Annotated in this window: 23 protein-coding genes, 1 tRNA gene and 1 riboswitch; of the genes, 19 read left to right on the top strand and 5 right to left on the bottom strand. The window is 68.3% G+C overall.

Annotated elements, in window-relative coordinates; translation table 11 throughout:
- Positions 1-31 precede the first annotated feature (31 nt).
- Both mutL and mutS read right to left on the bottom strand, forming a co-directional pair.
- Positions 32-1,708, bottom strand: a complete 1,677-nt coding sequence (gene mutL / locus N0A24_04415) for a DNA mismatch repair endonuclease MutL (GenBank protein ID MCS7172641.1) — start codon at positions 1,706-1,708, stop codon at positions 32-34.
- Positions 1,686-4,262 (bottom strand): DNA mismatch repair protein MutS, encoded by a 2,577-nt coding sequence (mutS, locus tag N0A24_04410; protein MCS7172640.1) that lies wholly within the window; start codon positions 4,260-4,262, stop codon positions 1,686-1,688. The genes mutL and mutS overlap by 23 nt, the downstream gene beginning before the upstream one ends.
- A 78-nt stretch (positions 4,263-4,340) precedes the next feature.
- Between mutS and miaA the strand changes: the two genes are divergently transcribed.
- The 3 genes from miaA to hflX are packed head-to-tail and all read left to right on the top strand — an operon-like array spanning position 4,341 to position 8,311.
- Positions 4,341-5,288, top strand: a complete 948-nt coding sequence (gene miaA / locus N0A24_04405; GenBank protein MCS7172639.1) for a tRNA (adenosine(37)-N6)-dimethylallyltransferase MiaA — start codon at positions 4,341-4,343, stop codon at positions 5,286-5,288.
- A 16-nt stretch (positions 5,289-5,304) separates the two neighbouring features.
- Entirely contained in the window at positions 5,305-6,462 is a 1,158-nt protein-coding gene (locus N0A24_04400; protein ID MCS7172638.1) for an LL-diaminopimelate aminotransferase, read from the top strand.
- A 1-nt stretch (position 6,463) separates the two neighbouring features.
- Positions 6,464-8,311, top strand: a complete 1,848-nt coding sequence (gene hflX / locus N0A24_04395; protein ID MCS7172637.1) for a GTPase HflX — start codon at positions 6,464-6,466, stop codon at positions 8,309-8,311.
- Here hflX and lexA read toward each other — a convergent pair.
- On the bottom strand, positions 8,250-8,864 hold the full coding sequence (gene lexA, locus N0A24_04390) for a transcriptional repressor LexA (GenBank protein ID MCS7172636.1): 615 nt from the start codon (positions 8,862-8,864) through the stop codon (positions 8,250-8,252). The two genes, hflX and lexA, sit on opposite strands and share 62 nt — an antisense overlap.
- Positions 8,865-8,996: 132 nt before the next feature.
- Between lexA and rny the strand changes: the two genes are divergently transcribed.
- The 12 genes from rny (at position 8,997) to N0A24_04330 (ending at position 19,135) form a co-directional block, all read left to right on the top strand.
- A complete protein-coding gene (rny, locus tag N0A24_04385) occupies positions 8,997-10,526 on the top strand; it encodes a ribonuclease Y (GenBank protein MCS7172635.1) in 1,530 nt (509 codons plus the stop codon).
- A gap of 6 nt (positions 10,527-10,532) precedes the next feature.
- Positions 10,533-11,066, top strand: coding sequence for a hypothetical protein (locus N0A24_04380; GenBank protein ID MCS7172634.1), 534 nt, complete (start codon positions 10,533-10,535; stop codon positions 11,064-11,066).
- A 4-nt stretch (positions 11,067-11,070) separates the two neighbouring features.
- Positions 11,071-11,853: a TIGR00282 family metallophosphoesterase gene (locus N0A24_04375; protein MCS7172633.1), complete on the top strand. Its 783-nt coding sequence runs from the start codon at positions 11,071-11,073 to the stop codon at positions 11,851-11,853.
- The gene (locus tag N0A24_04370; protein MCS7172632.1) at positions 11,843-12,685 is read left to right on the top strand and encodes a PHP domain-containing protein; all 843 of its coding nucleotides are present in this window, start codon (positions 11,843-11,845) and stop codon (positions 12,683-12,685) included. The genes N0A24_04375 and N0A24_04370 overlap by 11 nt, the downstream gene beginning before the upstream one ends.
- The gene (locus N0A24_04365) at positions 12,660-12,878 is read left to right on the top strand and encodes a zinc-ribbon domain-containing protein (GenBank protein ID MCS7172631.1); all 219 of its coding nucleotides are present in this window, start codon (positions 12,660-12,662) and stop codon (positions 12,876-12,878) included. The genes N0A24_04370 and N0A24_04365 overlap by 26 nt, the downstream gene beginning before the upstream one ends.
- A 20-nt stretch (positions 12,879-12,898) precedes the next feature.
- Positions 12,899-14,281 (top strand): L-seryl-tRNA(Sec) selenium transferase, encoded by a 1,383-nt coding sequence (selA, locus tag N0A24_04360; GenBank protein ID MCS7172630.1) that lies wholly within the window; start codon positions 12,899-12,901, stop codon positions 14,279-14,281.
- On the top strand, positions 14,253-16,181 hold the full coding sequence (gene selB, locus N0A24_04355; GenBank protein MCS7172629.1) for a selenocysteine-specific translation elongation factor: 1,929 nt from the start codon (positions 14,253-14,255) through the stop codon (positions 16,179-16,181). The genes selA and selB overlap by 29 nt, the downstream gene beginning before the upstream one ends.
- A 1-nt stretch (position 16,182) precedes the next feature.
- Positions 16,183-16,275 (top strand) — tRNA-Sec (locus tag N0A24_04350).
- Positions 16,276-16,352: 77 nt separating this feature from the next.
- Positions 16,353-16,832 carry an SRPBCC family protein gene (locus tag N0A24_04345; protein MCS7172628.1) on the top strand — a complete coding sequence of 160 codons (480 nt, stop codon included), beginning with the start codon at positions 16,353-16,355 and terminating at the stop codon, positions 16,830-16,832.
- Positions 16,833-16,836: 4 nt separating this feature from the next.
- Positions 16,837-16,992: a hypothetical protein gene (locus N0A24_04340; protein MCS7172627.1), complete on the top strand. Its 156-nt coding sequence runs from the start codon at positions 16,837-16,839 to the stop codon at positions 16,990-16,992.
- A 77-nt stretch (positions 16,993-17,069) separates the two neighbouring features.
- Complete coding sequence (locus N0A24_04335; protein ID MCS7172626.1) at positions 17,070-18,182, top strand: DegT/DnrJ/EryC1/StrS family aminotransferase; 1,113 nt, start codon at positions 17,070-17,072, stop codon at positions 18,180-18,182.
- Complete coding sequence (locus tag N0A24_04330) at positions 18,179-19,135, top strand: Gfo/Idh/MocA family oxidoreductase (GenBank protein MCS7172625.1); 957 nt, start codon at positions 18,179-18,181, stop codon at positions 19,133-19,135. Before N0A24_04335 ends, N0A24_04330 begins: the two co-directional genes overlap by 4 nt.
- Here the strand turns inward: N0A24_04330 and N0A24_04325 are convergent.
- Both N0A24_04325 and N0A24_04320 read right to left on the bottom strand, forming a co-directional pair.
- Positions 19,132-19,359 (bottom strand): Lrp/AsnC ligand binding domain-containing protein, encoded by a 228-nt coding sequence (locus N0A24_04325; GenBank protein MCS7172624.1) that lies wholly within the window; start codon positions 19,357-19,359, stop codon positions 19,132-19,134. The genes N0A24_04330 and N0A24_04325 overlap by 4 nt on opposite strands.
- A gap of 141 nt (positions 19,360-19,500) precedes the next feature.
- On the bottom strand, positions 19,501-20,904 hold the full coding sequence (locus tag N0A24_04320; protein MCS7172623.1) for a PLP-dependent aminotransferase family protein: 1,404 nt from the start codon (positions 20,902-20,904) through the stop codon (positions 19,501-19,503).
- A 94-nt stretch (positions 20,905-20,998) separates the two neighbouring features.
- Here N0A24_04320 and N0A24_04315 point away from each other — a divergent pair, with 94 nt between their 5' ends.
- Genes N0A24_04315 through pdxT form a run of 4 tightly spaced genes read left to right on the top strand, consistent with a single transcriptional unit; the run spans position 20,999 to position 23,973 of the window.
- Positions 20,999-21,520, top strand: coding sequence for an ECF transporter S component (locus N0A24_04315; GenBank protein MCS7172622.1), 522 nt, complete (start codon positions 20,999-21,001; stop codon positions 21,518-21,520).
- Complete coding sequence (locus N0A24_04310) at positions 21,520-22,518, top strand: AIR synthase family protein (GenBank protein ID MCS7172621.1); 999 nt, start codon at positions 21,520-21,522, stop codon at positions 22,516-22,518. The genes N0A24_04315 and N0A24_04310 overlap by 1 nt, the downstream gene beginning before the upstream one ends.
- On the top strand, positions 22,515-23,399 hold the full coding sequence (pdxS, locus tag N0A24_04305; protein ID MCS7172620.1) for a pyridoxal 5'-phosphate synthase lyase subunit PdxS: 885 nt from the start codon (positions 22,515-22,517) through the stop codon (positions 23,397-23,399). The genes N0A24_04310 and pdxS overlap by 4 nt, the downstream gene beginning before the upstream one ends.
- A 1-nt stretch (position 23,400) precedes the next feature.
- Positions 23,401-23,973 carry a pyridoxal 5'-phosphate synthase glutaminase subunit PdxT gene (pdxT, locus tag N0A24_04300; GenBank protein ID MCS7172619.1) on the top strand — a complete coding sequence of 191 codons (573 nt, stop codon included), beginning with the start codon at positions 23,401-23,403 and terminating at the stop codon, positions 23,971-23,973.
- Positions 23,974-24,070: 97 nt separating this feature from the next.
- Positions 24,071-24,208: riboswitch (TPP riboswitch) on the top strand.
- Positions 24,209-24,225: the final 17 nt, after the last annotated feature.

Genomic DNA, 24,225 nt, shown 5'->3' with positions numbered 1-24,225 from the left:
GGCGCGAAGGGCTGGACCCGCGGCAGTCCGTCTAGCGGCGTAGGAACCAGCTCTCCAATCGTTCCCGGGGCAACGCCACCAGGGTGGGCCGGCCGTGGAAGCAGGTATAGGGATCCCGACACCGTAGGAGATCCGCCACCAGGGCCTCCATCTCCGCGGGGGTGAGTTCGTCTCCGGCCCGCACCGCGGCATGGCAGGCCACCGTGATCCGCATGCGGTCTACGGCATCCTCCAGGGAACGGGTCCGGGGGCCGGCGAGAAGATCCTGAAGGCAGGCGCGGAGAAGGTCTGTGGCGCCGTCCCGGACGACCGCGGGGACGGCCCGCAGGAGATAGGTGTTTCCGCCGAAGGGCTCCACCACAAACCCCACTTCCCGGAGGGCATGGGAGAGGTCTTCCACCAGCTGCGCCTCCGCGGCGCTGAGCGCCACGGAGGCCGGGACCGCCAAGGTCTGCATGGGACCTGGCAGCCGAGTTCGATGGCACAACCGCTCGTACAGCACCCGCTCGTGGGCCGCGTGCTGATCGATCAGCACAAGACCCTCCGGGGACTCCGCTACGATGTACGCCCGCACCACCTGGCCCAGGATCCGGAAAGGAGAAGGCCCGCGTGGCTCAGCCGGACGGTCTGTGGACCAACACACCCCGGGCTCACGAACCAGCAACGGCTCCTGCCGGCCCTCTGTCCACCTGGAAGCCTTGGAGGGAGGACCTTCGGGGGTACGCCCCAGGGAGCGGGATCGGTAGGCCTCCCGCACCGCGGCCTCCACAGCCCGGTAGACCCGGTCCTCGTGGACGAACCGCACCTCCAGCTTGCGGGGGTGCACGTTGGGATCCACGGCCACGGGAGGAAGGAAGACCAACACCACGCAGACCGGGTAATGCCCCGTGGGGATGAACGTATGCGCGCCCTGCTCCACCGCCCGGGCCAGTAGGGGGCTATGCACGGGCCGGCGGTTCACGGAGAAGTACTGGCCCGTGCGGCTGCGGCGTGCCAGCTCCGGAATCCCCACAAATCCGGTCACCCGCATCTCCCGGGGAAGGTCTGGAATGGGGAGGAGCTGATCGGGCCGCGCACGGAGTACCCGTGCGGCCCGATCCAGCGCGTCTGAGGCGGGGCACCACAGGACCTCCTCGCCGTCCCGGATCACCCGGAAGGCCACCTCCGGATGCGCCAGGGCGAGCCGCTCCACCGCCTCCACGCAGAGCGCGGCCTCGCGGGCAACGGACCGCAGGAAGTTCCGGCGGGCCGGGGTGTTGTAGAACAGGTGGCGTACGGTGACCACGGTCCCCCGACCTGAGCCCACCTCCTCCACCCGCGTGATCGCACCGCCCTCTGCCCGCACCCGGGTGCCCCGGTTCCCATCGGAGGTTACAAGCTCCAGGTAGGACACCGCGGCGATGCTGGGGAGGGCCTCTCCCCGAAAGCCCAAGGTGGTGATGCGGTACAGGTCGTCCGGGGAGGCAATCTTGCTGGTGGCGAACCGGCGCAGGCTGGTGACCGCGTCCTGGGGATCCATGCCCTCCCCGTCGTCCGTCACCCGGATGAGCCGGAACCCGCCCTCCTCCAGCTCCACGGTGATGGTCCGGGCGCCTGCATCCAGAGCGTTCTCCACCAGCTCCTTCACCGCGGAGGCGGGGCGTTCCACCACCTCGCCTGCCGCGATGCGGTCCGCCAGCCATGCCTCAAGGATCTGGATCTTCGCCATGGAAGATGGAGGCCTGCCTGGCTATGGTGCGGCGCCGGGATCGCGGGCGGGTGCCTCCCTCTGCCGCACCGTCCCGATCCGGGGGAATCCAGCCCACGCCCGGAGAGAGGGATCCGAGGGCGAGACTCGTCTGGATCGCCTCCACCCGCCGCTCCAGGCCCGGCGAGACGCCTTTCCGCTCCCCGCTCCCTTCCAGCCGGGCCAGGATCTCCTCCGCCCGAGCCACCACCTCCCGCGGGAGGCCCGCAAGCCGCGCTACGTGGATGCCGTAGGAGCGGTCGGAAGATCCCTCCGCCACCCGGTGGAGGAACACGATGCGATCCTGTTCCTCCCGCACCATCACGTTGAGGTTGAACACTCCGGGAAGCCGCTCCGCGAGCTCTGTGAGCTCGTGGTAGTGGGTGGCGAACAGCACCCGGGCCCTCTTCCGTTTCCACAGGTATTCCACCACCGCCCACGCGATGCTGAGCCCGTCGTAGGTGGCGGTACCGCGGCCCACTTCGTCTAACAGCACCAGGCTGTGGGGAGTGGCGTTGTGGAGGAGGTTCGCCACCTCCTGCATCTCCACGAGAAACGTGCTGCGTCCCGAGGCGATGTCGTCCGCGGTCCCGATGCGGGTGAAGATCCGGTCCACCAGCCCCACCCGGGCGTATTCGGCGGGCACGAAGCTGCCCATCTGGGCCAGGATTACGATGAGGGCCGCCTGGCGTAGGTAGGTGGATTTCCCTGCGAAGTTGGGGCCCGTGACGATGGCGATCCGCCGGTGTGCGTCCATCCACAGGTCGTTGGGCACGAACCGCTCCTCCCGCAACGTACGCTCCACCACGGGGTGTCGGCCTGCCCGGATCTCCAGAACGGGCTCGGGCACCACTTCGGGCCGGGTGTAGCCGTAGAGTTCCGCTATCTCTGCAAGGGTGGTGAGCACATCGAGGGTGGCCATGGCCCGGGCGGTTCGCAGGAGGGTAGGACCATGCCGGGCCACCTCCTCCCGCAGCCCGAAGAAGAGCTCCTGCTCCCGCTCCACCATCCGCTCCCGGGCGTTCAGGATCAGTGCCTCCCGCTCCTTCATCTCTGGGGTCACGTACCGCTCCGCGCCCACCAGGGTCTGCCGCCGCTCGTAATGGGGAGGGACCCGATCCCGGTATGCCCGGCTTACCTCGATGTAGTACCCGAACACCTTGTTGTACCCCACCTTCAAGGATTTGATTCCCGTGCGTTCCCGCTCCCGGACCTCCAGGTTCCGAATCCAATCCTGGGCCTCCTGTACCGCCCGGCGTAGGGCGTCTAGATCCGAGTCGTACCCATCCCGGATGAGTCCTCCATCCCGGAAGGTAACCGGCGGGTCCGGCACCAGGGCCCGCTCGATGCGGTCCGCAAGCTCCGAATGCGGGTCCAGGTCCTCTGCCAGGTCCCGGAGCAGGGTGCTTCGAAATCCCCCTACCAGCTCCCGGAGCGTCGCCACCTCCCGCAGGGTGCGGCCGAGAGCCACTAGGTCGCGGGGGTGTGCGGACCCATGTCCGCACCGGCCCACGAGGCGCTCGAGATCCGCACAGCGCGTCAGGACCTCCCGGATCCGGGGCCGGGCGGACGCGGAGAGGAGCTCCTCTGTGGCGTCCAGCCGTTTCCGGATGCCATCGAGATCCCGGAGCGGGGTGGTGATCCACTGGCGCAGCAGCCGGCCGCCCATGGCGGTCCGGGTCCGATCGAGAGCTCCCAGAAGCGTGGCTTCCCGGTTCCGGCCCCAAAGAGGTTCCAGGAGTTCCAGGCTGCGGATGGCACCCCCATCCAGGAACAGGAATTGTCCAAGGACCTCCACCTGGAGCCGGTGGAGGTGTCTGAGCTCGCTGCGCTGGGTCTCCCGGAGGTACTGCACGAGGGCGCCAGCCGCCCGGGTGGCCACCGGTACCTCCGTACACCCAAACCCCTCCAGCCCCTGGACCCCGAACTGCTCGCACAGCGCGCGGTGCGCGGTCTCCGGGTCGAACCGCCAGGTGGGATAGGGGGTGAGGGCAGGGGAGGGTTCCGGGAAGGTAGGGGGAGATTCCCCCTCCGGATACAGGACCTCCCGGATCCCCCGCCGGGCCACCTCCTCCCGCACCAGGTTCGTATCCGGGAACTCCGCGATCCGAAACTCTCCGGTGAGCAGATCCGCGAAGGCGAGTCCCCACCGCCCCATCCCATGCACCACCGCCCCCACGTATACGTTGGCCCGGGGAGGAAGGAGACCCTCTTCGGTGACCGTGCCGGGCGTGACAACCCGCACCACCTCCCGTCGCACCAAGCCCCGGGCCTTCTTGGGATCCTCCACCTGCTCGCAGATGGCCACCCGGAATCCGGCCTCCACGAGGCGCGCCAGATAGCTTTCCAGGGCGTGGTGCGGGATCCCGCACATGGGAACGCGTCGCCCCTTTGCCACAGGCCGGGAGGTGAGGACAAGGTCCAGCACCCGGCTCGCCACCACCGCGTCCTCCCCGAACAGCTCGTAGAAGTCCCCCAGCCGGAACAGCAGGAGCGTCCCTGGATAGGCCCGGCGGAGGGCCTCATACTGCCGCATCATGGGGGTATCCATACCGATGAGGTGTTCGATCCGGACGCGATTCCCTCCTCCTGCTGTTGGTCTACAATGAAGGCGATGCGGCGGCTGCCCATCTTGGCCATCGTGGGTCCCACGGCGGTGGGGAAAACGGAGGTGGCAGTGCTGGTGGCGGAACGGGTCGGGGGGGAGATCCTGTGCGCGGATTCCCGCACCGTGTACCGGGGGATGGACATCGGGACCGCAAAACCCTCCCCGCAGCTGCGAGCCCGGGTTCCCCACCACCTCCTGGACGTGGCGGATCCCCACGAGGTGTTCACTGTCCAACGGTTCCAGCAGCTGGCCCGGGAGGTCCTGGTCCAGGTCCGGGCCCGGGGCCGGGTGCCGGTGCTGGTGGGGGGAACCGGACTCTACGTACGGGCGATACTGGATGGGCTGCAGATCCCTCCCGTTCCGCCGGATTGGGAACTGCGCCGGCGGCTGGAGGAAGAGGAGTACCGCCACCCCGGGGTGCTCTATGCGCGGCTCCGGGAGGTGGATCCCGAAAGCGCTTCCAGAATCCACCCCGCCAACCTCCGGCGCCTCATCCGGGCCTTGGAGATCTGGCACCACCTGGGCGTGCCGCCAAGCCAGATCCGGAGTCGGGGACCGGAGGAGCCCTCCCTGCGGGTGGGTCTCACCATGGACCGCGGCATGCTCTATACCCGGATCGACCGCCGCATCGAGGAGCAGCTTCAAGCGGGATTCGTAGAGGAGGTCCGTAGGCTGCTGGAAGGAGGCGTGCCTCCCTCGGCTCCCGCACTCCAAGCCCTGGGGTACCGGGAGATCGCGGCGTACCTGCGCGGAGAGGTGAGCCTGGCGGAGGCGATCTCGCGGTGGCGGCGCAACACCCGCCGCTACGCCCGTCGCCAGCTCATCTGGTTTCGGGCGGATCCGCGGATCCAGTGGCTGGATGTAACGGGACTCCCGCCGGAGGCGGTGGCGGGACACCTCGTGCAGTGGGTCCGTGCGGGAGTCGGTGAAGGGGTTGCTTTGCGGGGATCCTGATCGGGCGGAGGCCGAGATGCCACAGTCCCAACGGCTGCAGCGAATTCCCCCCTACCTCTTTGCGGACCTGGACCGCCGGAGGGAGGAGCTGGAGCGAAGCGGCGTGGAGGTGGTGAGCCTTGCCGTAGGAGATCCAGACCTCCCCACTCCCGAGTACATCGTGCGTGCCCTGCAGGAGGCGGTGCAGGATCCCACCACCCATCCGTATCCACCGTATGCGGGCACCCGGGGGTTTCGGCAAGCCGTGGCCGAATGGTACGCGCGGCGGTTCGGGGTACGGCTGGATCCCGATCGGGAGGTGCTGGCCCTCATCGGCTCCAAGGAGGGAATTGCACACCTGCCCTGGGCCGTGGTGAACCCGGGGGATGTGGTGCTGGTGCCGGATCCGGGGTATCCCGTATACGGGGCCGCGGCCCTCCTGGCGGACGGAGAGGTGCATCCCCTCCGGCTGCGGGCGGATCGGAGGTGGCTTCCGGACCTGGAATCAATCCCGGAGGAGGTGGCCCGCCGGGCCCGCCTGCTTTTCCTGAACTACCCCAACAACCCCACGGGCGCCACCGCGGACCTGAGGGTGTTCGAGGAGGTGGTACGGTTTGCCCGGGAGTACGGCATCGTGGTGGCGCACGACAACTCCTACTCCGAGATCGCCTACGACGGCTATCGCCCTCCCTCCTTCCTCCAGGCCTCGGGCGCGCGGGAAGTAGGAGTGGAATTCCACTCCCTCTCGAAGACGTTCTGCATGACGGGATGGCGGCTGGGGTTCGTGTGCGGGAACGCAGAGGTGGTGACTGCCCTCGCGAAACTGAAGACCAACCTCGACAGCGGTGTGTTCGTGGCCATCCAGCGGGCCGGGGAGGCGGCCCTGCGGGGCCCTGAGGAACCCGTACGGGAGCGGGTTCGGATCTACCAGGCCCGGCGAGATCTTGCGGTGGCGGCCCTTCAGGAGGCGGGCTGGCGCCTGGAAAAGCCGCAGGCCACCTTCTATCTCTGGGCGCGGGTACCGGAGGGGTTCCGCTCCATGGACTTCACGGCCCATGTTCTGGAGAGGACGGGGGTGCTCCTCACCCCCGGAGTGGGCTACGGGGAAGGGGGCGAGGGATACGTGCGCCTGTCCCTGACGGTTCCGGATCACCGCCTGCGCGAGGCCTTACGCCGCCTGCAGCGGGTGGACTAGGGTGCGGCTGCCGTTCCTCCTGGGGATTCCCCGTCGGCTCCCCCGCTTCATCCGCCAGGAGCTTGCCTTGCTCCGTACTTTCGTAGTCCGCGAGGATCTCGCCTGCCCTCCGGAGCTGGCGCGGCGGCTCGCCTCCCTTGCGCACCGGATGCAGCGGGAGGTGGGGGTTCTGATTTCGCGGCATGGCACCGTGGTGTACGGGCTGGTGGGGCGCAGCTGGCCGGGCCTGGAGGAACGGCTGCTGGCCCGACGCAGGGGTGCGCTGTGCGGCCTGCGGTTGGTGCTGGCCTACAACCAGGCGCTGTCGGAACCCACGGAATCCGACCTCGCCCTATTGGAGCGCGTCCGGTTGGATCTGCTGGTGACGGTAGGACACCGGAAAGGCACCCCCACGGAGGCATGGGTGAGTTTCTTGGATCACCGGGGGCCCCGGGTGGAGGGGCCGCTTGATCCGGAGGAACTGGAGACCGTACGGAGCACGGAGCGGATCCGGTCTGCGGAGGCCGCCCTTCGCCGCCTTCCGACCAACCGGCAGGTGGAGGGGAGGACGGAGCGGGCCATTCTCGTGGGCGTGCAGGTCCCTGGGGGGGACGGTTGGTCCACGGACGAGACCCTGGAGGAGCTGCGGCGGCTCGCGGAGACCGCGGGCGCGGAGGTGGTGGATGTGGTGGTGCAGACCCGCCGCCGGCCGGATCCCGGAACCCTGATCGGAAGGGGGAAGGTAGGGGAGCTGCGGTCCCTGGTCGAGCTGGAAGCTGCGGATCTCGTGGTCTTCGATCAGGAGCTCAGCCCGGCCCAGCAGCGAACCCTGGAGGAGGAGTTGGGGGTTAAGGTGCTGGATCGGACTGCCCTGGTGCTGGACATCTTCGCCCGCCGGGCCCGCACCCGGGAAGGGGCGTTGCAGGTGGAGCTGGCGCAGCTCTCGTACCTGCTGCCGCGGCTGACAGGTAAGGGGGGGCTGCTCTCCCGTCTGGGCGGTGGGATCGGTACGCGGGGTCCGGGCGAGACGAAGCTGGAGATGGATCGACGGAGAATCCGGGCCCGGATCACGGATCTGCAGCGGGAGATTGCGATCCTCAGTCAGGTTCGCCGCACGCAGCGGCGGGCCCGGCAGCAGGCGGAGACGCCCGTGGTGGCCCTGGTGGGGTACACCAACGCGGGCAAGTCCACGCTCCTCAACGCCCTCACCCAGGCAGGGGTCTTCGTGGAGGACAAGCTCTTCGCTACCCTGGACCCCACCGCCCGTCGGGTGCGGCTCCCCGGGGGTGGGAGCGCGATTCTCGTGGACACCGTGGGGTTCATCCGTAAGCTCCCGCCCCAGCTCATCGCCGCCTTCCGGGCCACCCTGGAGGAGGTGACGGAGGCGGATGTGCTCGTGCACGTCCTCGACATCTCCCATCCCGACTGGCCCGCGCAGCGACAGGTGGTGGAGGGGATCCTGGCGGACCTGGGTGCGGGTGGGAAACCCTCCATCCTCGCCCTCAACAAGGTGGATCGCCTCCCCCCAGAGGAGGTGGAGCGCATCGCGACGCGGACGGGCGGAGTCCCCATCAGTGCCCTCCATGGCACGGGGCTTGCGGAGCTCCTCCAACGGATCCGGGAGGCGATCCCGGACCCCGTCACCCGGGTCGCGTTGGAGGTCCCGTACGCACAGGCCGGGATCCTCCATGCGCTCTACGAGCACGGTCGGGTACTCGCCCGCCGGGATGGACCAGAGGGGATGCGGGTGGAAGTGGAAGCCCCCCTCTTCCTGGTGCGTCGGATTCAGGCCCTGCTGCGGCAGGGGATCAGCGGAGGCGGCGAAGAAGGCCCACCGCCTTCCCCTCGATCACCACTTCCCTGGACTTGATCGGCTCCAGCAGGGGGTTCTCAGGCTGAAGGCGGATGCCGTCCGGTTCCCGATAGAACCGTTTCACCGTAGCCTCCTCCCCGATCCGGGCCACCACGATGTCCCCGTTGTCCGCATGGGACTGCCGGCGCACGATGAGGTAGTCTCCGTCGTAGATCCCTGCTCCGATCATGGAGTCCCCCCGGACCCGGAGAAGGAAGTGCTCCCCCGGGCCCAGGAAATCCTCGGGCAGGAGGAAGGCGTCCTCGATGTTCTGCTCTGCCAAGATGGGAGCTCCCGCGGTGACCCGACCCACCACGGGCAGCACTACAGGGCGCTTGTGGGGAAGCGCCGTATCGTCCCGAATGACCTCAATGGCCCGGGGTTTGCTGGGATCCCGACGGATGAATCCCTTCTTCTCGAGGGCGCTCAGGTGGCTGTGGACGGTGGAGCTGCTGGTGAGGTGCAACGCCCCACCGATGTCCCGCACGGACGGGGGATATCCGTGCCGGCGGGTGTAGTCCACGATGAACTGGAGAATCTCCCGCTGCCTGCGGGTTAGGGGCCTAGGCATGCTCTCCCTCCTCAGCCCGATGTTAGCAAACAGGAATTCGCCTGGCAAACATCTGTTCCCTCCTTCCTTGACCCCTTTTTGGGAGAGCGAATACAATGGGAGAAAAGGAGGTGAGGTGCCACGAACACCGCGATGACCGTTCTTCTGGTCATGGCGGTGGGTGCGGTGGCCTTCCTCGCCGGATATGTCTTCCGGAAGTGGATCGCGGAGTCCAAGATCCGCTCTGCGGAAGAAGAGGCGAAGCGAATCCTCCTGGATGCCCAGCGGGAGGCGGATGCGAAGCGGAAGGAAGCGCTCCTGGAGGCAAAGGATGAAGCCCTCCGGATCAAACGCGAGGCGGAGCGGGAGATCCGGGAGCACCGGGCGGACCTCCAGCGGTTGGAACGGCGTCTGAGCCAGCGGGAGGAGGCGCTGGAGCGGCGTGCGGAGCAGCTGGAGCGTCGGGAGCGCGCGCTTCAACAGCAAGAGCAGGAACTCGCCGCCCGAGCGGAGGAAGTTGCCGCACTCATCGCACAACAGCACCGGAAGCTGGAGGAGATCGCCGGGTTAACCCGGGAGGAGGCTCGGCAGCGTCTGCTGGAACAGGTGGAGGCGGAGGCCCGGGAGGACGCCCTGGCCCGAATCCGGAAGGTGGAGCGGGAGGCCCGGGAGGAGGCGGAACGCCGCACCCGGGAGATCCTGGCCCTGGCCATCCAGCGGACTGCCGCGGACCATACCGCGGAACTTACGGTTTCCGTGGTGCCCCTGCCCACGGAGGAGATGAAGGGACGGATCATCGGGCGGGAGGGCCGAAACATTCGGACCCTGGAGGCTCTCACGGGCGTGGACTTCATCATCGACGACACGCCGGAGGCCGTGACCCTCTCCTCCTTCGATCCCATGCGTCGGGAGGTCGCGAAGATTGCCCTCGAGAAGCTCATGGCGGACGGCCGCATCCATCCCGCCCGGATCGAGGAGATGGTGGAGAAGGCCCAGCAGGAGTTGGATCAACGGATTCAGGAAGCGGGGGAGCAGGCGGCGTTCGAGGCAGGGGTGCACGGACTGCATCCTGATCTGGTGAAGCTCTTAGGCCGGCTCCGGTTCCGGACCTCCTATGGTCAGAACGTCCTGCAGCACTCCGTGGAGGTGGCCTTGCTGGCGGGGGAGTTGGCGGCGCAGCTGGGGGCGGACGTCCACATGGCCCGACGGGCAGGGCTGTTGCATGACATCGGGAAGGCCCTGACCCACGAGGTCCAGGGAAGTCACACCCAGATCGGGGTGGACATCGCCCGACGGTACCACGAGCCGCCTCCGGTGATCAACGCCATCCTGTACCACCATGGGGAGGAGGAGGCGAAATACCTGGAGAGCGTCCTGGTGGCCGCCGCGGATGCCATCTCCGGATCCCGGCCGGGGGCCCGGAAGGAGTCTGTGGAGGCCTACATCAAGCGGCTACAGGCTCTGGAGCAGCTCGCCCAGTCCTTCCCAGGAGTGGAGAAGGCGTACGCCATCCAGGCGGGCCGGGAGATCCGGGTCATCGTCCGCAGCGGGGAGGTGGACGACCTGGCCGCGTACCGCATTGCCCGAGACCTGAGCCGCAGGATCGAACAGGACCTGGAGTACCCAGGCCAGATCAAGGTGACCGTCGTGCGGGAGACCCGGATCGTGGAGTACGCCCGCTAGGCTCCCATGCGTGCCCCACGTGCGGACCGTTCCCTTCCTGACAGCGCCAGCTTCCTGGCTACCCTCCTGGTGCGCTTCGGGGAGTTCTCCTCCGCGACCCTGGATCCCGCGAAGGGAACCCTCCGGCTTGTCCTCTTCCTGCCGCAGGCCCTCTCCCCTGCGGTCTACCGGGCCTTCCGACGGCGGGTGCTGGACGCCCTTGCGGTCCTCCACGAGCTGGAGCGCCGCCCCGCTCCCAGGGTGCGGATTCGGCAGATGAGGACCCGACACTTCACCCGTATCGAGGTGGTGCGGGAGCTGGCGGATCTCATGTGCGAGGAACTCGGCGTGGTGGCACACCTCGCACGTGAGATGCTCCCCTTGGGGAGCCCTCAGGAGACCTGGCCGAAGGAGGAGCGGGCGCGGCAGGAGGAGCGGCTGCGGGAGGAACTGGAGCACCTCCGGGAGAGAGGGAGCCTGCGCCCTCTGGTGGGGCTGCGGGAGGAGGACCGCATCTTCATCTACGCGGTAGAAGGCGGTCGACAGAGCACCTGGGACTAGGCCCGTGCGGATCCTGTTCATCGGGGACATCTGCGGCAAGCCGGGGCGTCGGGTGGTGGCTCGCCGGGTGCCCGTCCTCCGTCGGGAGCTGGGTTTGGACTTCGTGGTGGCCAACGCGGAGAACAGCGCCGCAGGAGCGGGCATTACCCCCGGCACCGTCCAGGAGCTGTTGGGCTGCGGAATCGACGTGCTCACGGGAGGAAACCACACCTGGCACCGGAAGGAAGCGTACGAAGTCCTGGACCGGGAGCCCTGTGTCCTGCGTCCCGCGAACTTCCCATCGGGCGTGCCGGGACGCGGCAGTACCGTGGTCCAACGGGGAACCCTTCGCCTCGCGGTGCTGAACCTCCAGGGACGGGTGTTCATGGATCCGCTAGAGGATCCCTTCCGCTTGGGCAGGGCGGAGGCAGCGCGCCTGCGGGAGATCACCCCTCATGTCCTCGTGGACTTTCACGCGGAAGCCACCAGCGAGAAGATGGCCCTGGCTTGGTACCTGGATGGCTGGGTCACCGCGGTGGTGGGCACCCATACCCACGTGCAGACAGCGGACGAGCGCATCCTGCCGGGGGGCACCGCCACCATCACGGACGTGGGCATGACCGGTCCCTTCCACGGGATCATCGGTATGGACCGGGAGGCCATCCTTCAGCGGTTTCTCACCCACCTGCCCGTACGGTTCGAAGTGGCCCAAGGCCCCGTGCAGTTCAACGCGGTGGTGGTGGAGGCCGACGAAGCCGGACGGGCCACCGCCATCCGCCGCATCTTCGAGATACACGATGCGGATTGACCTGCACACCCACACCACCGCCTCCGACGGACTGCTAAGCCCCCGGGATCTGGTGTACGCGGCCTACAGGGTGGGCGTGGGGGTCTTGGGCGTGACGGACCACGACACCGTGGACGGGATCCCCGAAGCCCTGGAGGCGGCCCGGGGGCTGGGCATCACGGTGATCCCCGGGGTCGAGCTGAGCGTGGAGGAGGGGGAGGAGGAGCTGCACCTGCTGGGATACTTCGTGGACTTCCAGGCCGATTGGTTCCGCGAGCTCCTCGCGGAGCTGCGGGCGAGGCGGGTGGACCGGATCCGGGAGATGATCCGACGCCTGAACGAACTCGGGATACCCCTCTCCCTCGGAGAGGTGGCCCGGCTGGGGCAGGGTGCCGTTGGGCGCGCACATGTAGCCAGAGCCCTGGTTGCGGGGGGGTTCGTGCGCACGCATGCGGAGGCCTTCGAACGATACATCGGCCGGGGGAAACCCGCGTGGGTTCCCCGGAGCACCCTCTCCCTGGAGAGGGCCATCGGGGCCATTCGGGAGGCGGGGGGGATCGCGGTGCTGGCGCATCCCGGTCGGTCCAGCGCCCTCGCGCGCGTGGCGGCCCTCCAGGCCGCAGGCCTGGAGGGGATCGAGGTGTACTACCCCGAGCACACGCCCCATCAGGTGGCGCGGCTTTTGGCCCTCGCCCGGGAGCTGGGTCTCCTCGTGACGGGTGGAAGCGACTACCATGGCGATGGGGTCAGCACGGGGGCGGCGCTGGGCGGACAGTACGTGCCGCCCGAGGTGGTGCGGGCCCTCTGGGAACGGAGGAGGGTGCGGAATGCGGTGTCCGAAATGCGGAGCTGAGAACCGGCCGGGCAAGATCGTTTGCGCCCGGTGCGGGATGCGGTTACGTCCAAGCCCTGCTGCGCCTGCGCCCGTGACCCGGGAGACCCCGGAGATCCTGATCCACCGCGTGCGCTACGATCTCCTGCGGTTTGCGGTCTGCGTGGGGGTGGCCGTGGTCGTGGGGGCCGTGTTGGGGTTCGTGCTCCCGTGAGGGAGGACCGTTCGAGGGAATTGCAGCAACATCTGCGGCGACTCCCCTCCGTGGATCGGGTGCTGTCGGCCCTGCGGCTGCAGAACGGGGTGGAGGGGATGGCACACGCCATCCTGGTGCGGCTGATCCGGGAGGTTCTGGAGGAGGTCCGGGCAGAACTCCGGCATGGCCATCGGGAAGGTATCGACCTCGCGGAGCTCACGGAGGCGGTGGAAGGCCGCATCCGCACCATGGCCCGTCCCTCCCTACGCCGGGTCCTCAACGCCACGGGGGCCCTCCTCCACACGAACCTGGGCCGGGCTCCCCTCGCCCCGGAGGCCCTGAAAGCGGTCCTGGAGGCCGCGGGGGCCTGTAACCTGGAGCTGGACCTACGGTCGGGCGGCCGAGGCTCCCGACAGGACCACGTGACCTCGCTGCTCCGGCACCTCACGGGGGCGGAAGGGGCGCTGGTGATGAACAACAACGCCGCCGCGGTTCTCCTTGTCCTCAGCGCCCTGGCGAGTGGTCGGGAGGTGGTGGTGGCCCGAAGCGAGCAGGTGGAGATCGGGGGCTCCTTCCGGATGCCGGATGTCATGCGGGCGGCGGGGGTCCGGCTCGTGGAGGTGGGGACCACCAACCGGGTGTACCTGCGGGATTACGAAGCCGCCATCACCCCGGATACCGCCCTGCTGCTGAAGGTGCATCGCAGCAATTTCCAGATCCTCGGGTTCGCGGCGGAGGTCTCCCTTCGGGAGCTGGTGCACCTGGGACGGAGGGTGGGGATTCCCGTGGTCTACGACCTGGGGAGCGGGGCGATGGTGGATCTCCGAAGCCGCGGCCTGCCCTACGAACCCACGGTGCCGGAAGCCGTGGCGAGCGGCTGTGACCTGGTGCTCTTCAGCGGCGATAAGCTCCTCGGAGGACCTCAGTCCGGCATCGTGGTCGGTCGAATGTCCCTTCTCGAGCGGCTTCGGACGCACCCCCTGTATCGGGTGGTACGCGTGGACAAGCTGGACCTGGCGGCCCTGGAGGCCACGCTCCGGCTGTACCTGAATCCCGAGCGGGCCTGGCAACGGATCCCTGTGCTGCGGATGTTGGCGGCTCCCGTGGAGAGCCTGCGCGAACGGGCCGAGCGTCTGGCCCAGCGGCTGCGGGAGGCAGGGCTTCCCGCGGAGGTGGTGTCCTCCGAGGCAGAAGCCGGTGGGGGATCACTTCCCGGTGCGGTCCTTCCCTCCTACGCGGTTCGCCTGCGGCACCCCTCCCTTCCGGCCCACGTCGTGAGCGCCCGGCTCCGGGCCGCAGATCCCCCGATCCTTGCGCGGGTCCAGGAGGAAGCGGTACTCCTGGACCTGCGCTCGGTACTTCCGGAGGACGATCCGGACCTGGAGGCAAGCCTTGTTGCCGCCCTCCTCGAGCGGGAGTGAACCGATACGGGCCGCGGTGGTGGGGACCGCGGGGCACGTGGACCACGGCAAGAGCACCCTTGTGTACGCCCTCACCGGGATAGATCCCGACCGCCTGGAGGAGGAGAAGCGTCGGGGCATGACCATTGACCTGGGGTTCGCCCACATGGATCTGCCGAGCGGGGTCCGGGTGGGCTTCGTGGACGTCCCCGGCCACGAGCGCCTGATCCGCAACATGCTGGCGGGAGCCGCGGGGTTCGACGCGGTGATGCTGGTGGTGGCGAGCGACGAGGGAGTCATGCCCCAGACCCGGGAGCATGTGGACATCCTGCGCTTCCTGCGGATCCCCCGGGGGGTAGTGGCCCTCACCAAGCGGGATCTCGTGGATGAGGAGTGGCTGGAGCTGGTCCAAGAGGACGTCCGAAGTTTCCTCGCGGAGACGTTTCTGGAGAACGCGCCCATCGTCCCGGTCTCCGCGAAGACCGGGGAGGGGCTTGCGGAGCTGGTGGCCGCCCTGGATCGGGTGGTGGCGAGTGGTTCCCCACGTCCGGCGGAGGGACCCGTGCGACTGCCCGTGGACCGCTCCTTCCAGGTGGCGGGCTGGGGTACTGTGGTAACGGGAACCCTGTGGAGCGGCCGCATCCGTCCGGACGATACCCTGCAGATCCTCCCTTCGGGGCGGACGGTGCGGGTGCGGGGCATTCAATCCCACGGGAGACCGGTACCCGAGGTGCGGGCGGGGCAGCGGGTGGCCCTCAACCTTCTGGGGATTTCCCGGGAGGAGGTGGGGCGGGGAGACGTGTTGGTGACTCCGGGGGCGTTTGAGGCGGCTACCTCCCTGGACGTACGCCTTCAGCTGCTCCCGGGAACTCCCGCGCTGCGGCACGGAGACCGGGTCCGGTTGTACCTGGGAACCGCGGAGGCCATCGGTCGGGCATTCCTTCTGGAGGGAGCGACTCTGTCCCCCGGGGCAGCCGGCTTCGCCCACATCCGGCTGGAGCAGCCCATTACGGCTGCCTTCGGTGATCCCTTCGTGATCCGCCGCCCCTCACCCATGCTGACCTGGGGCGGAGGGGAGGTGCTCCAGGTAAACCCACCCCGTTCCCGGAGGCAGGACCCCACGGTCCTCGTGCACCTCCGGATCCTGGAGTCTCAGGATCCGGAGGGAGTGCTCCTGCTGGCCGTGGAGTCCTCCGGGACCGATGGGAGCACATTGCCGGACCTCGTCCGCCGCACGGGGATGGCGGCGGAGCGGCTCCACACCCTGCTCCTGCAGGCCCAGGCGAAGGGACTGGTGTGGAGCGTCCGGGATCGGTGGATCCACGGGGCCGTGCTGCACCGGATCGAGGAGGAGATCCTGCAGGCACTCTCCGCGTACCACCGGACACGGCCCTGGCGGCGGGGTCTGCCGCAGGGGGAGTGGCTCACCCTAATCCGCCGTCTTGGGGGTGCGGCTTGGGAGCTGGCGGCGGAGCGGGTGGCCCACCGGGTGGTGACGGACGGAGGATTCGTGCGGCTGCCCGACCACCACCCCGTGCTTACCCCGGACCAGGCCCGGGCGGTGGATGAGCTCCGCTCGTGGCTGGAGCGGAGCGGACTGGAAGGACCGAGCCGGACGGAGGTGGAGCAGGCCCTGGGCGCGCGAGCGGAGGTGGCCCTCCAGTTCCTCCTGGATGCGGGCGAGGCGTTGGAGCTGCGGGGATTGCTGTACCATAGGAAGTCGTTGGAGCGCGCCATCGCCGTGATCTCTGAGGCGCTGCACGTTCAGGCCTCACTCACCGTGGCCGCGGTTCGGGATCTACTGGGCACCTCCCGGAAGTACGTGCTGCCTCTGTTGGAGTACCTGGACACCGTGGGCGTGACCCGGCGACAGGGCGACCTGCGCGTGCCGGGACCGAAGCTGGTGCGGGGAGCCTGTTAGCGGAGGGCGAAGGGCCCTGGTGGGTCTCCCGGTCTTCAAAACCGGTGCCGCCCCGCCCGGGCGGGGTGGGTTCGATTCCCACCGCCCTCCGCCAGAAGGCATTCCCCCCTGCGGCATCGTATAGTAGGCTACCGGGGAGGAGTCCCCAAAAGGAGGTCGGCGCATCCGGTCATGCCGCGCGTGGAGGTAGAGGCGCTCATCCGGGCTCCCGTGGAGGCCGTGTATGCCCTCGCGAAGGATGTGGAACGGTTTCCTGAGTTCATGCCAGACCTGGAGAGCGTGCGCTTGGTGACGCGGGATGGCTCCCGCACCGTTACGGAGTGGGTGGGGCGGGTCCAAGGGCGACGGATCCGGTGGGTGGAGGAGGATACGTGGGACGATACCGCGTACACGTGCACCTTCCGCCAGCGGGAGGGGGATTTCGACCGGTACGAAGGGGTGTGGAACTTTGAACCCGTGCAGGCTGGGTGCCGAACCCGCCTCGTGGTGGACTTCGACCTGAACGTCCCCTTTCTCGGACCGCTGCTTGCAAACCTCGTACTCCTGCTCATGCGTAAGAACGTGGAGAGAATGCTGGATGCCCTCCGACGACGGGCAGAGGAGGGCCCTTCCTCGGACCCGGCGTCGGAGGAGGACCGGAGCTGGAGGTGATTCCATGCTGCCCCTGATTCCCCTCCTGGAAATGCGGATACGCGGCTTCCTGCGTCGTTTCCTGCGGGACGAATCGGGCCAGGCGGAGCTCTTCGTGGTCCTGCTCCTGGCCTTCCTCATCTGGGTCCTGGCCACGAACCGACGGGTGGTCATCCAGTAATCTCCGGCCCGTCTCCCGGTGCCATCGGTTGCCCAGAGGCGACGATTCCAGAACATTCCGTTACCATGTGCGGTAGGATGATCCCCATCGCGCGGCCGGTGATTACGGAGGTGGACCAGGCTAGGGTCCTGGAGGTGCTCGCCTCCGGACAGCTCTCCCATGGGGCATGGGTGGAGCGGTTTGAGGCAGCCTTCTCCGCTTATGTCGGGGCACGCTTCGGGATCGCCACCTCCTCAGGGACCACGGCCCTGCAGGCGGTGCTGGAGGCCGCGGGCATCGGGCCGGAAGACCGGGTGATCGTGCCTCCCTTCACCTTCGTGGCCACCAGCAACGCGGTGGTGCACCGGGGCGCGGTCCCCGTATTCGTGGACATCGAGCCGGATACCTTCAACCTAGACCCCAACCGGGTGGAGGAAGCTCTCCGCCGGCACCGGGACGTGCGCGCCATCCTGGTGGTGCACCTGTACGGGCTTCCGGCCCGCATGGATGCCCTGTGCGACCTCGCACGGCGATACGGGCTTCTGCTCATCGAGGACGCGGCTCAGGCGCATGGGGCCGCCTTCCGGGGGCGGCGAGTAGGGGCCTTCGGGGACGCGGCCATCTTCAGCTTCTACCCTACGAAGAACATCACCACGGGGGAGGGCGGGATGATTGTCACCTCAGACGAGGCCCTGGCCCGTCGGGCACGCCTGTTGGTGCACGCGGGGGCCCAGGACCGGAGCTACGAGTACGAGGTGGTGGGATACAACTTCCGGATGACGAATCTGGCCGCGGCCCTGGGCCTATCCCAGCTCGAACGCCTGGACGCCCTCAACGAGATCCGCCGGCGGAACGCCTCGTACCTCACCGCACGGCTGCAGAACCTTCCAGGCATCCAGCCGCCTGTGGAGCCCGCGGACGTGTACCACGTGTACAACCAGTATACCATCCGCACCTCGGAGCGCGATGCCCTCCGGGAGTTCCTCGCAAGGCAAGGGATTCAGACCCGGGTCTACTACCCGAAGCCCGTGCCGGCCACGCAGGCATACCGCCGCGTCCCCTACGAGGGGGGGCCCTGGCCAGAGACGGAGCGGGCATGTCGGGAGGTTCTGTCCCTCCCGGTCCATCCCGCCCTGGGCCCGGAGGACCTCCACGAGATCGTTGAGGCGATCCGGGCCTTCGTCGATTCCCGGGCTGTGGTGCAGAAGTGAGGGGCAACCCGGAGTTCGCGGGTGGGGAACGGGTGCGGGTGGCCGTGGTGGGGCTGGGTCGGTGGGGCCGGCACCATGTCCGGATCTATCACGAGCTCCCGGAGGCGGATCTGCGGGCCGTGGTCTCTCCGAATCCCGCGGAGGTGGAGGAATTCTCCACCCGTTACCGCATCGCGGGCTACCTGGATCACCGGGAGCTCATCGGGAAAGTGGATGCGGCAAGCGTGGTGACCCCAACCAGCCACCACTACGAGATTGCCCGGGACTTGGTGGAGGCGGGGATCCACGTTTTGGTGGAAAAGCCCATCACGCGCCGCGTGGAGGAGGCGGAGGAGCTCATCGCGCGGGCCCACCGCCGGGGAGCCATGCTGCTGGTGGGCCATGTGGAGCGGTTCAAGCCCGCGGTGGAGATCCTGCTCCATCGGGCGCGGGATCCCCTTTTCATCCGAGCCCGCCGGGTGCGGCCCTTCCAGGCGGGCCGCGCCACGGACGTGGGGGTGGTGGTGGACCTCATGATCCACGACCTCGACCTGGTCCTTGCCCTCACCGGCTCGCCCGTGCGGTCCGTCTCCGGAGTCGGCGCCCGACTCCGGGGAGAAGCTGAAGATCTCGCTGCGGTACAACTGGTTTTTGAGGAGGGCTGTGCGGCAAGCCTCCTGGCAAGCCGTGTGGATTCCACAAAGGCCGCGGAGCTGGAGGTGGTCACCCCGGAGGAGCGATGGCATCTGGATTTCCTCCGGGAGTCCTTGACGGTATGGAAGGGGAACCGGCGAGAGGAACTCCTCCTTCTGCAGGAGGAGCCCCTCCGAGCGGAGCTCCGGCATTTCCTCGCCTGCGTCCGAGGAGAGCAAACCCCCCGGGTTCCCGGGGAGGCGGGGCTCGCTGCTCTCGCCCTCGCCCACCGCGTGCTACAGGCGATGCACGTGGTCACCCCCCGCGTCCGAACCCGCTAGGCCACCGCCACGCAGGCCAGGACCTTCACCACCCCATGGATCCGGCCCACCCTCTCAGTGATCTGCGGGATCTCCCGGGTGTGTTCCGTGTGGACGATGGCCACCACGTCGTATTCCCCCAGAGTGGCGTGGGCTTCCGAGATCCCCGGAATGGTACGGACCTCGCGGGCGACCTGGGCCGGCGTATTGCCGTCCAGAGAGATCAGGAGGAACGCAATGTGCATGGCCTCCTTCCCGCCTCCTGCGAATCCCTGCTGCCAGGATCGTAGTCCCCGTGGAACGGGTCTGCCAAGGAGGCCCGGGTTCCCGCTCGGGAAGGCTACGGGCCCAGGGCGGCCACCCGGAGGGGTCGGTCCCGTCGTTCCTTATGTGGTCCGAGCCAGTTCCCAGATCACCGCGGCCAAGATCTCAGCTCCCCGGCGGACGTCCTCCAGGGAGAGTCCTCCATATCCCAGAAGGATGCCGGAGCGGGTGGGGGGACCCAGGTAGTACGGGGCCAGGGTTCGGACGTGTACCCCCCGTTGCGCGGCGCTGCGGGCCACCTCCTCCGCCACGAGCCCGCCGCAAAGCTCGAGGAATGCGTGGAGGCCTGCCTCCAAACCCCGGAGACGAGCCAGGGGCTCCACTAGGCGGAGGGCAGTCTGCAGGGCCGCTCGCAGCGCCGCGTAGTGGCGCCGCATCCGCCGGATGTGCCGATCGAAATCGCCGCTTGCAAGGAAAGCCGCCAGAGCTCTTTGAACCGGCCAGGGGGTGTGGGACTCGGAGGGGTCGCGCACGCGCAGCAGGCGATCCCGTAGTTCCGGGGGCGCCACCAGGTATCCCACCCGCAGACCGGGCAGGAGGATCTTGGAGAAGGTCCCCATGTACAGGACGCGCCCCGAGACGTCAAGGCCTGCAAGCGCGGGAAGGGGAGGGCCGTGGAACCGGAGCTCGCTGTCGTAGTCGTCCTCCACCACGAATGCGCCGGTCTTCTGGGCCCACTCCAGCAGACCGATCCGTCGGGCAAGAGGGAGACGGCCCCCCAAGGGGAACTGGTGCGAAGGGGTGACGTACACCAAGGCCGCGCGGGGAGGGAGCAGGTCTACACGGATCCCATCTTCGTCCACAGGCACAGGTTCTACCGGAAGTCCCCGGCTCAGGAAGACCCGACGCGCCGCGGGATATCCAGGCTCCTCGTAGGCCACCCGATCCCCGGGGCGCAGGAAGGCCCGGGCGATGAGATCCACCGCCTCCACCGCCCCGGAGGTGATGAGAACGTCCTCCGCGGTGCACACCACGCCCCGGGCCCGGCCCAGGTAGGCGGCGATGGCCTCCCGCAGCTCCGGATCTCCCGCGGGGTCCCCATATCCGGCCGGAGGCTGCTCCCGGGCCACGGCCCGCCACATCCGACGCCAGGCGGCCGGGTGCAACCGCTCCACCGAGGGTCTGCCTGGCGCGAAGTCCACCACGGATCCGGGGAAGGGATCCTTCCGCGGTGGGATTTGGGGGCTTTCCTTTCGCCGGGCGACCCAGGGGAACCCGGGAAGAGTCCGGGTCACATAGGTTCCGGACCCCCTCCGCGCCTCCAGATATCCCTCCGCCACCAGCTCCTCGTATGCGGAGGTCACCACCACCCGCGAAACTCCCAGGGAGGCCGCCAGCACCCGGCTCGGAGGGAGGCGCTCTCCTGGCCTTAGCCTCCCCTCCAGGATGGCCCCTCGAACCTCCTCCGCCAGCTGGCGGTATAGGGGCAGACGGGCTCTCGGATCAAGCCGCAGCGCGAGTTCCATGGATTGGCTCTATTTATCTTGCTTGAAATTGGTTCTTTTCTCAAGCCAAATTGGGGCGTAAAAACCAAACCGAGTCCCGTTAACGGAGGCCCTCATGCGCACGCGGCACCTCACGCTGGGAGGTCTGAGCGTGGCCCTGGTAGCCGTGGCGACCCTGGTGATCCGTATTCCGGTGCCCGCCACGCAGGGCTACATCAACCTCGGGGAGACCATGGTCTATCTCACCGCGCTGCTCCTCGGTCCCGTTTCCGGAGCGGTGGCCGGAGGGGTGGGCTCTGCTCTCGCGGACCTCCTGGCGGGATACACCGCCTTTGCGCCCTTCACCCTCGTGATCAAGGGGATAGAAGGCGGGCTATGCGGGTGGCTGGCCTGGCGGGTGTTCCGGTGGGGAGAAGGGAAGGGCGGGAGGTGGTTGGTGGGGGGAGTGGTGGCCTCCGGGGTGGCCGGAGTCTGGATGGTTCTAGGCTATTACGTGACCGAGGCATACCTCATGGGACTGGGCCCGGGGGCCGCGGCCGCGGAGGTGCCCGGAAACCTCTTTCAGGTCGGCAGTGGCATCGTGGTAGGGATACCGGCCGCGGCCCTGCTGCGGCGGTCCGTTCTGCGTCCCGCCTGATGCGGCCCGGCAAGGTGCCACCGGAGCTCCTGCAACGCCTAGTCTATCCGTATCTGGGCCGGCGGCCCGACGTGCTCGTGCACGCCGGATGGGGGCAGGACTGCGCGGTGCTGGATTTCGGGGAGTGGGTGTGCGTCGTGACCACGGACCCCATTACGGGAGCCACCCGGCACCTGGGGCAGCTCGCGGTACACGTGGCCTGCAACGACCTCGCGGCCACGGGAGCCGAACCCGTGGGCCTGCTCTTAGACGTGCTTCTCCGGGAGGGGAGTACGGAGGAAGACCTCCGGCGGCTCATGGAGGAGGCGGGCAGGACCGCGGCGGCGATCGGGGTGGAAATCGTGGGCGGACACACGGAGGTCACTCCGGGAATCGATCGGACCCTAGTGGTCATGACGGCCATTGGGAAAGCCCCCAGAAACAGCTACGTGACCACCTCCGGAGCCCGCCCCGGAGACGCCTTGCTGATCACCAAGGCGGCGGGCCTGGAGGGGACCGCCATCCTCGCTACAGACTTCGCCGCCTACTTCATTGAGCACCTGGGGCAGGAACTCGTGCGCCGGGCCCAGGCCTTCCTCGGGGAGATCAGCGTGCTCCCGGAGGGGAGGGTGGCGGTGCACGCGGGCGCCGTGGCCATGCACGACGCCACGGAGGGGGGGATTGTGGGCGCGGCCCTGGAGATGGCCCACGCCTCCGGGGTCGGATTGGAGCTGTGGGTGGACCGAATCCCCGTGCGGGAGGAGACCCGGAGGATCTGCGACCTCGTGGGGATCGATCCCCTGGGACTCATCAGCAGCGGTAGCCTGCTCATCGCTACGCGGGATCCGGACCGGACCCTGGAGGCGCTGGCACAGGCCGGGATCCCTGCGGCGGCGGTGGGCCGGTTCCTGACCTCTGGCCTCACGCAGGTTCGGGATGGGAAGCGGGAGGAACTGGTGCCGTTTGCCCGGGACGAGCTGTGGCGGGCCTTGGAGATCCTGGAGGAGGTGAAGGCATGAGGGAAGAGGGGACGGAGCGCGTCAAGCGCGGGTTTGCGGCCATGCTGAAGGGTGGGGTGATCATGGACGTGACCACCCCGGAGGAGGCCCGCATCGCGGAGGAGGCCGGGGCCGTGGCGGTGATGGCCCTGGAGCGGGTGCCCGCGGATATCCGGGCTCAGGGCGGGGTGGCCCGGATGGCGGATCCCGCCCGTATCAAGGCCATCATGGAGGCGGTCAGCATCCCCGTGATGGCGAAGGTACGCATCGGCCACTTCGTGGAAGCCCAGGTGCTGGAGGCCATCGGGGTGGACATGATCGACGAGAGTGAGGTCTTGACCCCCGCGGACGAGCGGTACCACATCGACAAGCGGCGCTTCCGCACGCCCTTCGTATGCGGGGCACGGGATCTCGGAGAGGCCCTGCGCCGGATCGCGGAGGGCGCCGCGATGATCCGGACCAAGGGGGAGGCGGGGACCGGGAACGTGGTGGAGGCGGTGCGCCACGTGCGGCAGATCCTGGATGAAATCCGCCGCCTCCAGGCCCTTCCGGAGGAGGAGCTGGTGACGGTGGCCCGGGAGCTGGGAGCGCCGCTCGAGCTCGTACGGGAGGTGCGGCGGCTGGGACGGCTCCCGGTGGTGAACTTCGCCGCGGGCGGGATCGCCACGCCCGCGGACGCGGCCCTGATGATGCAGCTCGGGTGCGATGGGGTGTTCGTGGGAAGTGGGATCTTCAAGTCGAGCGATCCCGTCCGTCGGGCCCAGGCCATCGTAGACGCGGTGGCCCATTTCCGCGATCCCCATGTGATCGCCCGGGCTAGCGAGAACCTGGGGGAACCCATGCGGGGCGTGGACGTACGGGTACTCCCAGAGCGGGAACTGCTCCAGGTGCGGGGGGCGTAGGATGGTCCGCATCGGAATCCTGGCCCTGCAGGGAGACGTGGCGGAGCACGCGGAGATGTTGCGGAGGCTAGGGGCCGAAACGGTGGAGGTACGGACCCCTGCGGAGCTGGTGGAGGTAGATGGGCTGGTTCTCCCCGGAGGCGAAAGCCCGGCCCAAAGCCGCCTTGCGGAGCGAGCGGGGTTGGTGGAGGCCATCCGGGAAAGGGCTCTGGCAGGCATGCCCATTCTCGGTACGTGCGCGGGCCTTATCCTGCTCGCGCGGGAGATCACGGGCGACCCGGTGGAGAGCCTGGGACTGGTGGACATCACCGTAGCCCGCAACGCCTACGGAAGGCAGCGGGAAAGCTTTGAGACGGAGGTGTGGGTGGAGTTCCTGAGCCCTCCGCCCCTTCGGGTGGCCTTCATCCGGGCTCCCCGCATTACCCGAGTGGGTCCGGGGGTGGAAGTGCTGGCCACCTTCGAGGAACATCCCGTACTCGTGCGGCAGGGTCCGTGGTTGGGTGCCAGCTTCCACCCGGAGGTCACGGAGGAGGCGCGGCTCCATCGGTTCTTCCTCTCTCAGTTGGGGCGGTAGGGAGGTTCTTTAAAAAAAATATAAAGAAACCGTTGCTTCAAGCACTAATCGAACCCCCTTGCATACCGTGCCATAATCGACATTGAGAAAAACCGAATGACCGCCCTGGGGGAGCTCGGAAGAGCCGGGCTGAGAGTGCAGCCGGTCCGGACGGAAGTGGTCCAGGCCAATGCTGCAGACCCCGCTTGACCCGATCCAGGTAATGCTGGCGTGGGGAATGGGCAGTTTCCCAAACCGCCAGGTCCTCGGTCG

The sequence above is a fragment of the Armatimonadota bacterium genome, from assembly GCA_025059775.1.
In the GTDB taxonomy this organism is placed as follows: Bacteria; Sysuimicrobiota; Sysuimicrobiia; order Sysuimicrobiales; family Sysuimicrobiaceae; genus Sysuimicrobium.
Note: the sequence above shows the minus strand (reverse complement) of the source record. Positions and strands in the feature narration are given on the sequence as shown.

Coding starts and splice junctions, on each gene's coding strand:
- N0A24_04345 (MCS7172628.1), top strand. CDS start 16,353: ATGCCGCGCGTGGAGGTAGAGGCGCTCATCCGGGCTCCCGTGGAGGCC.
- miaA (MCS7172639.1), top strand. CDS start 4,341: ATGCGGCGGCTGCCCATCTTGGCCATCGTGGGTCCCACGGCGGTGGGG.
- N0A24_04380 (MCS7172634.1), top strand. CDS start 10,533: ATGCGTGCCCCACGTGCGGACCGTTCCCTTCCTGACAGCGCCAGCTTC.
- N0A24_04340 (MCS7172627.1), top strand. CDS start 16,837: ATGCTGCCCCTGATTCCCCTCCTGGAAATGCGGATACGCGGCTTCCTG.
- N0A24_04335 (MCS7172626.1), top strand. CDS start 17,070: ATGATCCCCATCGCGCGGCCGGTGATTACGGAGGTGGACCAGGCTAGG.
- N0A24_04370 (MCS7172632.1), top strand. CDS start 11,843: ATGCGGATTGACCTGCACACCCACACCACCGCCTCCGACGGACTGCTA.
- pdxS (MCS7172620.1), top strand. CDS start 22,515: ATGAGGGAAGAGGGGACGGAGCGCGTCAAGCGCGGGTTTGCGGCCATG.
- N0A24_04320 (MCS7172623.1), bottom strand. CDS start 20,904: ATGGAACTCGCGCTGCGGCTTGATCCGAGAGCCCGTCTGCCCCTATAC.
- N0A24_04315 (MCS7172622.1), top strand. CDS start 20,999: ATGCGCACGCGGCACCTCACGCTGGGAGGTCTGAGCGTGGCCCTGGTA.
- rny (MCS7172635.1), top strand. CDS start 8,997: ATGACCGTTCTTCTGGTCATGGCGGTGGGTGCGGTGGCCTTCCTCGCC.
- lexA (MCS7172636.1), bottom strand. CDS start 8,864: ATGCCTAGGCCCCTAACCCGCAGGCAGCGGGAGATTCTCCAGTTCATC.
- pdxT (MCS7172619.1), top strand. CDS start 23,401: ATGGTCCGCATCGGAATCCTGGCCCTGCAGGGAGACGTGGCGGAGCAC.
- N0A24_04325 (MCS7172624.1), bottom strand. CDS start 19,359: ATGCACATTGCGTTCCTCCTGATCTCTCTGGACGGCAATACGCCGGCC.
- N0A24_04365 (MCS7172631.1), top strand. CDS start 12,660: ATGCGGTGTCCGAAATGCGGAGCTGAGAACCGGCCGGGCAAGATCGTT.
- N0A24_04400 (MCS7172638.1), top strand. CDS start 5,305: ATGCCACAGTCCCAACGGCTGCAGCGAATTCCCCCCTACCTCTTTGCG.
- mutL (MCS7172641.1), bottom strand. CDS start 1,708: ATGGCGAAGATCCAGATCCTTGAGGCATGGCTGGCGGACCGCATCGCG.
- N0A24_04310 (MCS7172621.1), top strand. CDS start 21,520: ATGCGGCCCGGCAAGGTGCCACCGGAGCTCCTGCAACGCCTAGTCTAT.
- mutS (MCS7172640.1), bottom strand. CDS start 4,262: ATGCGGCAGTATGAGGCCCTCCGCCGGGCCTATCCAGGGACGCTCCTG.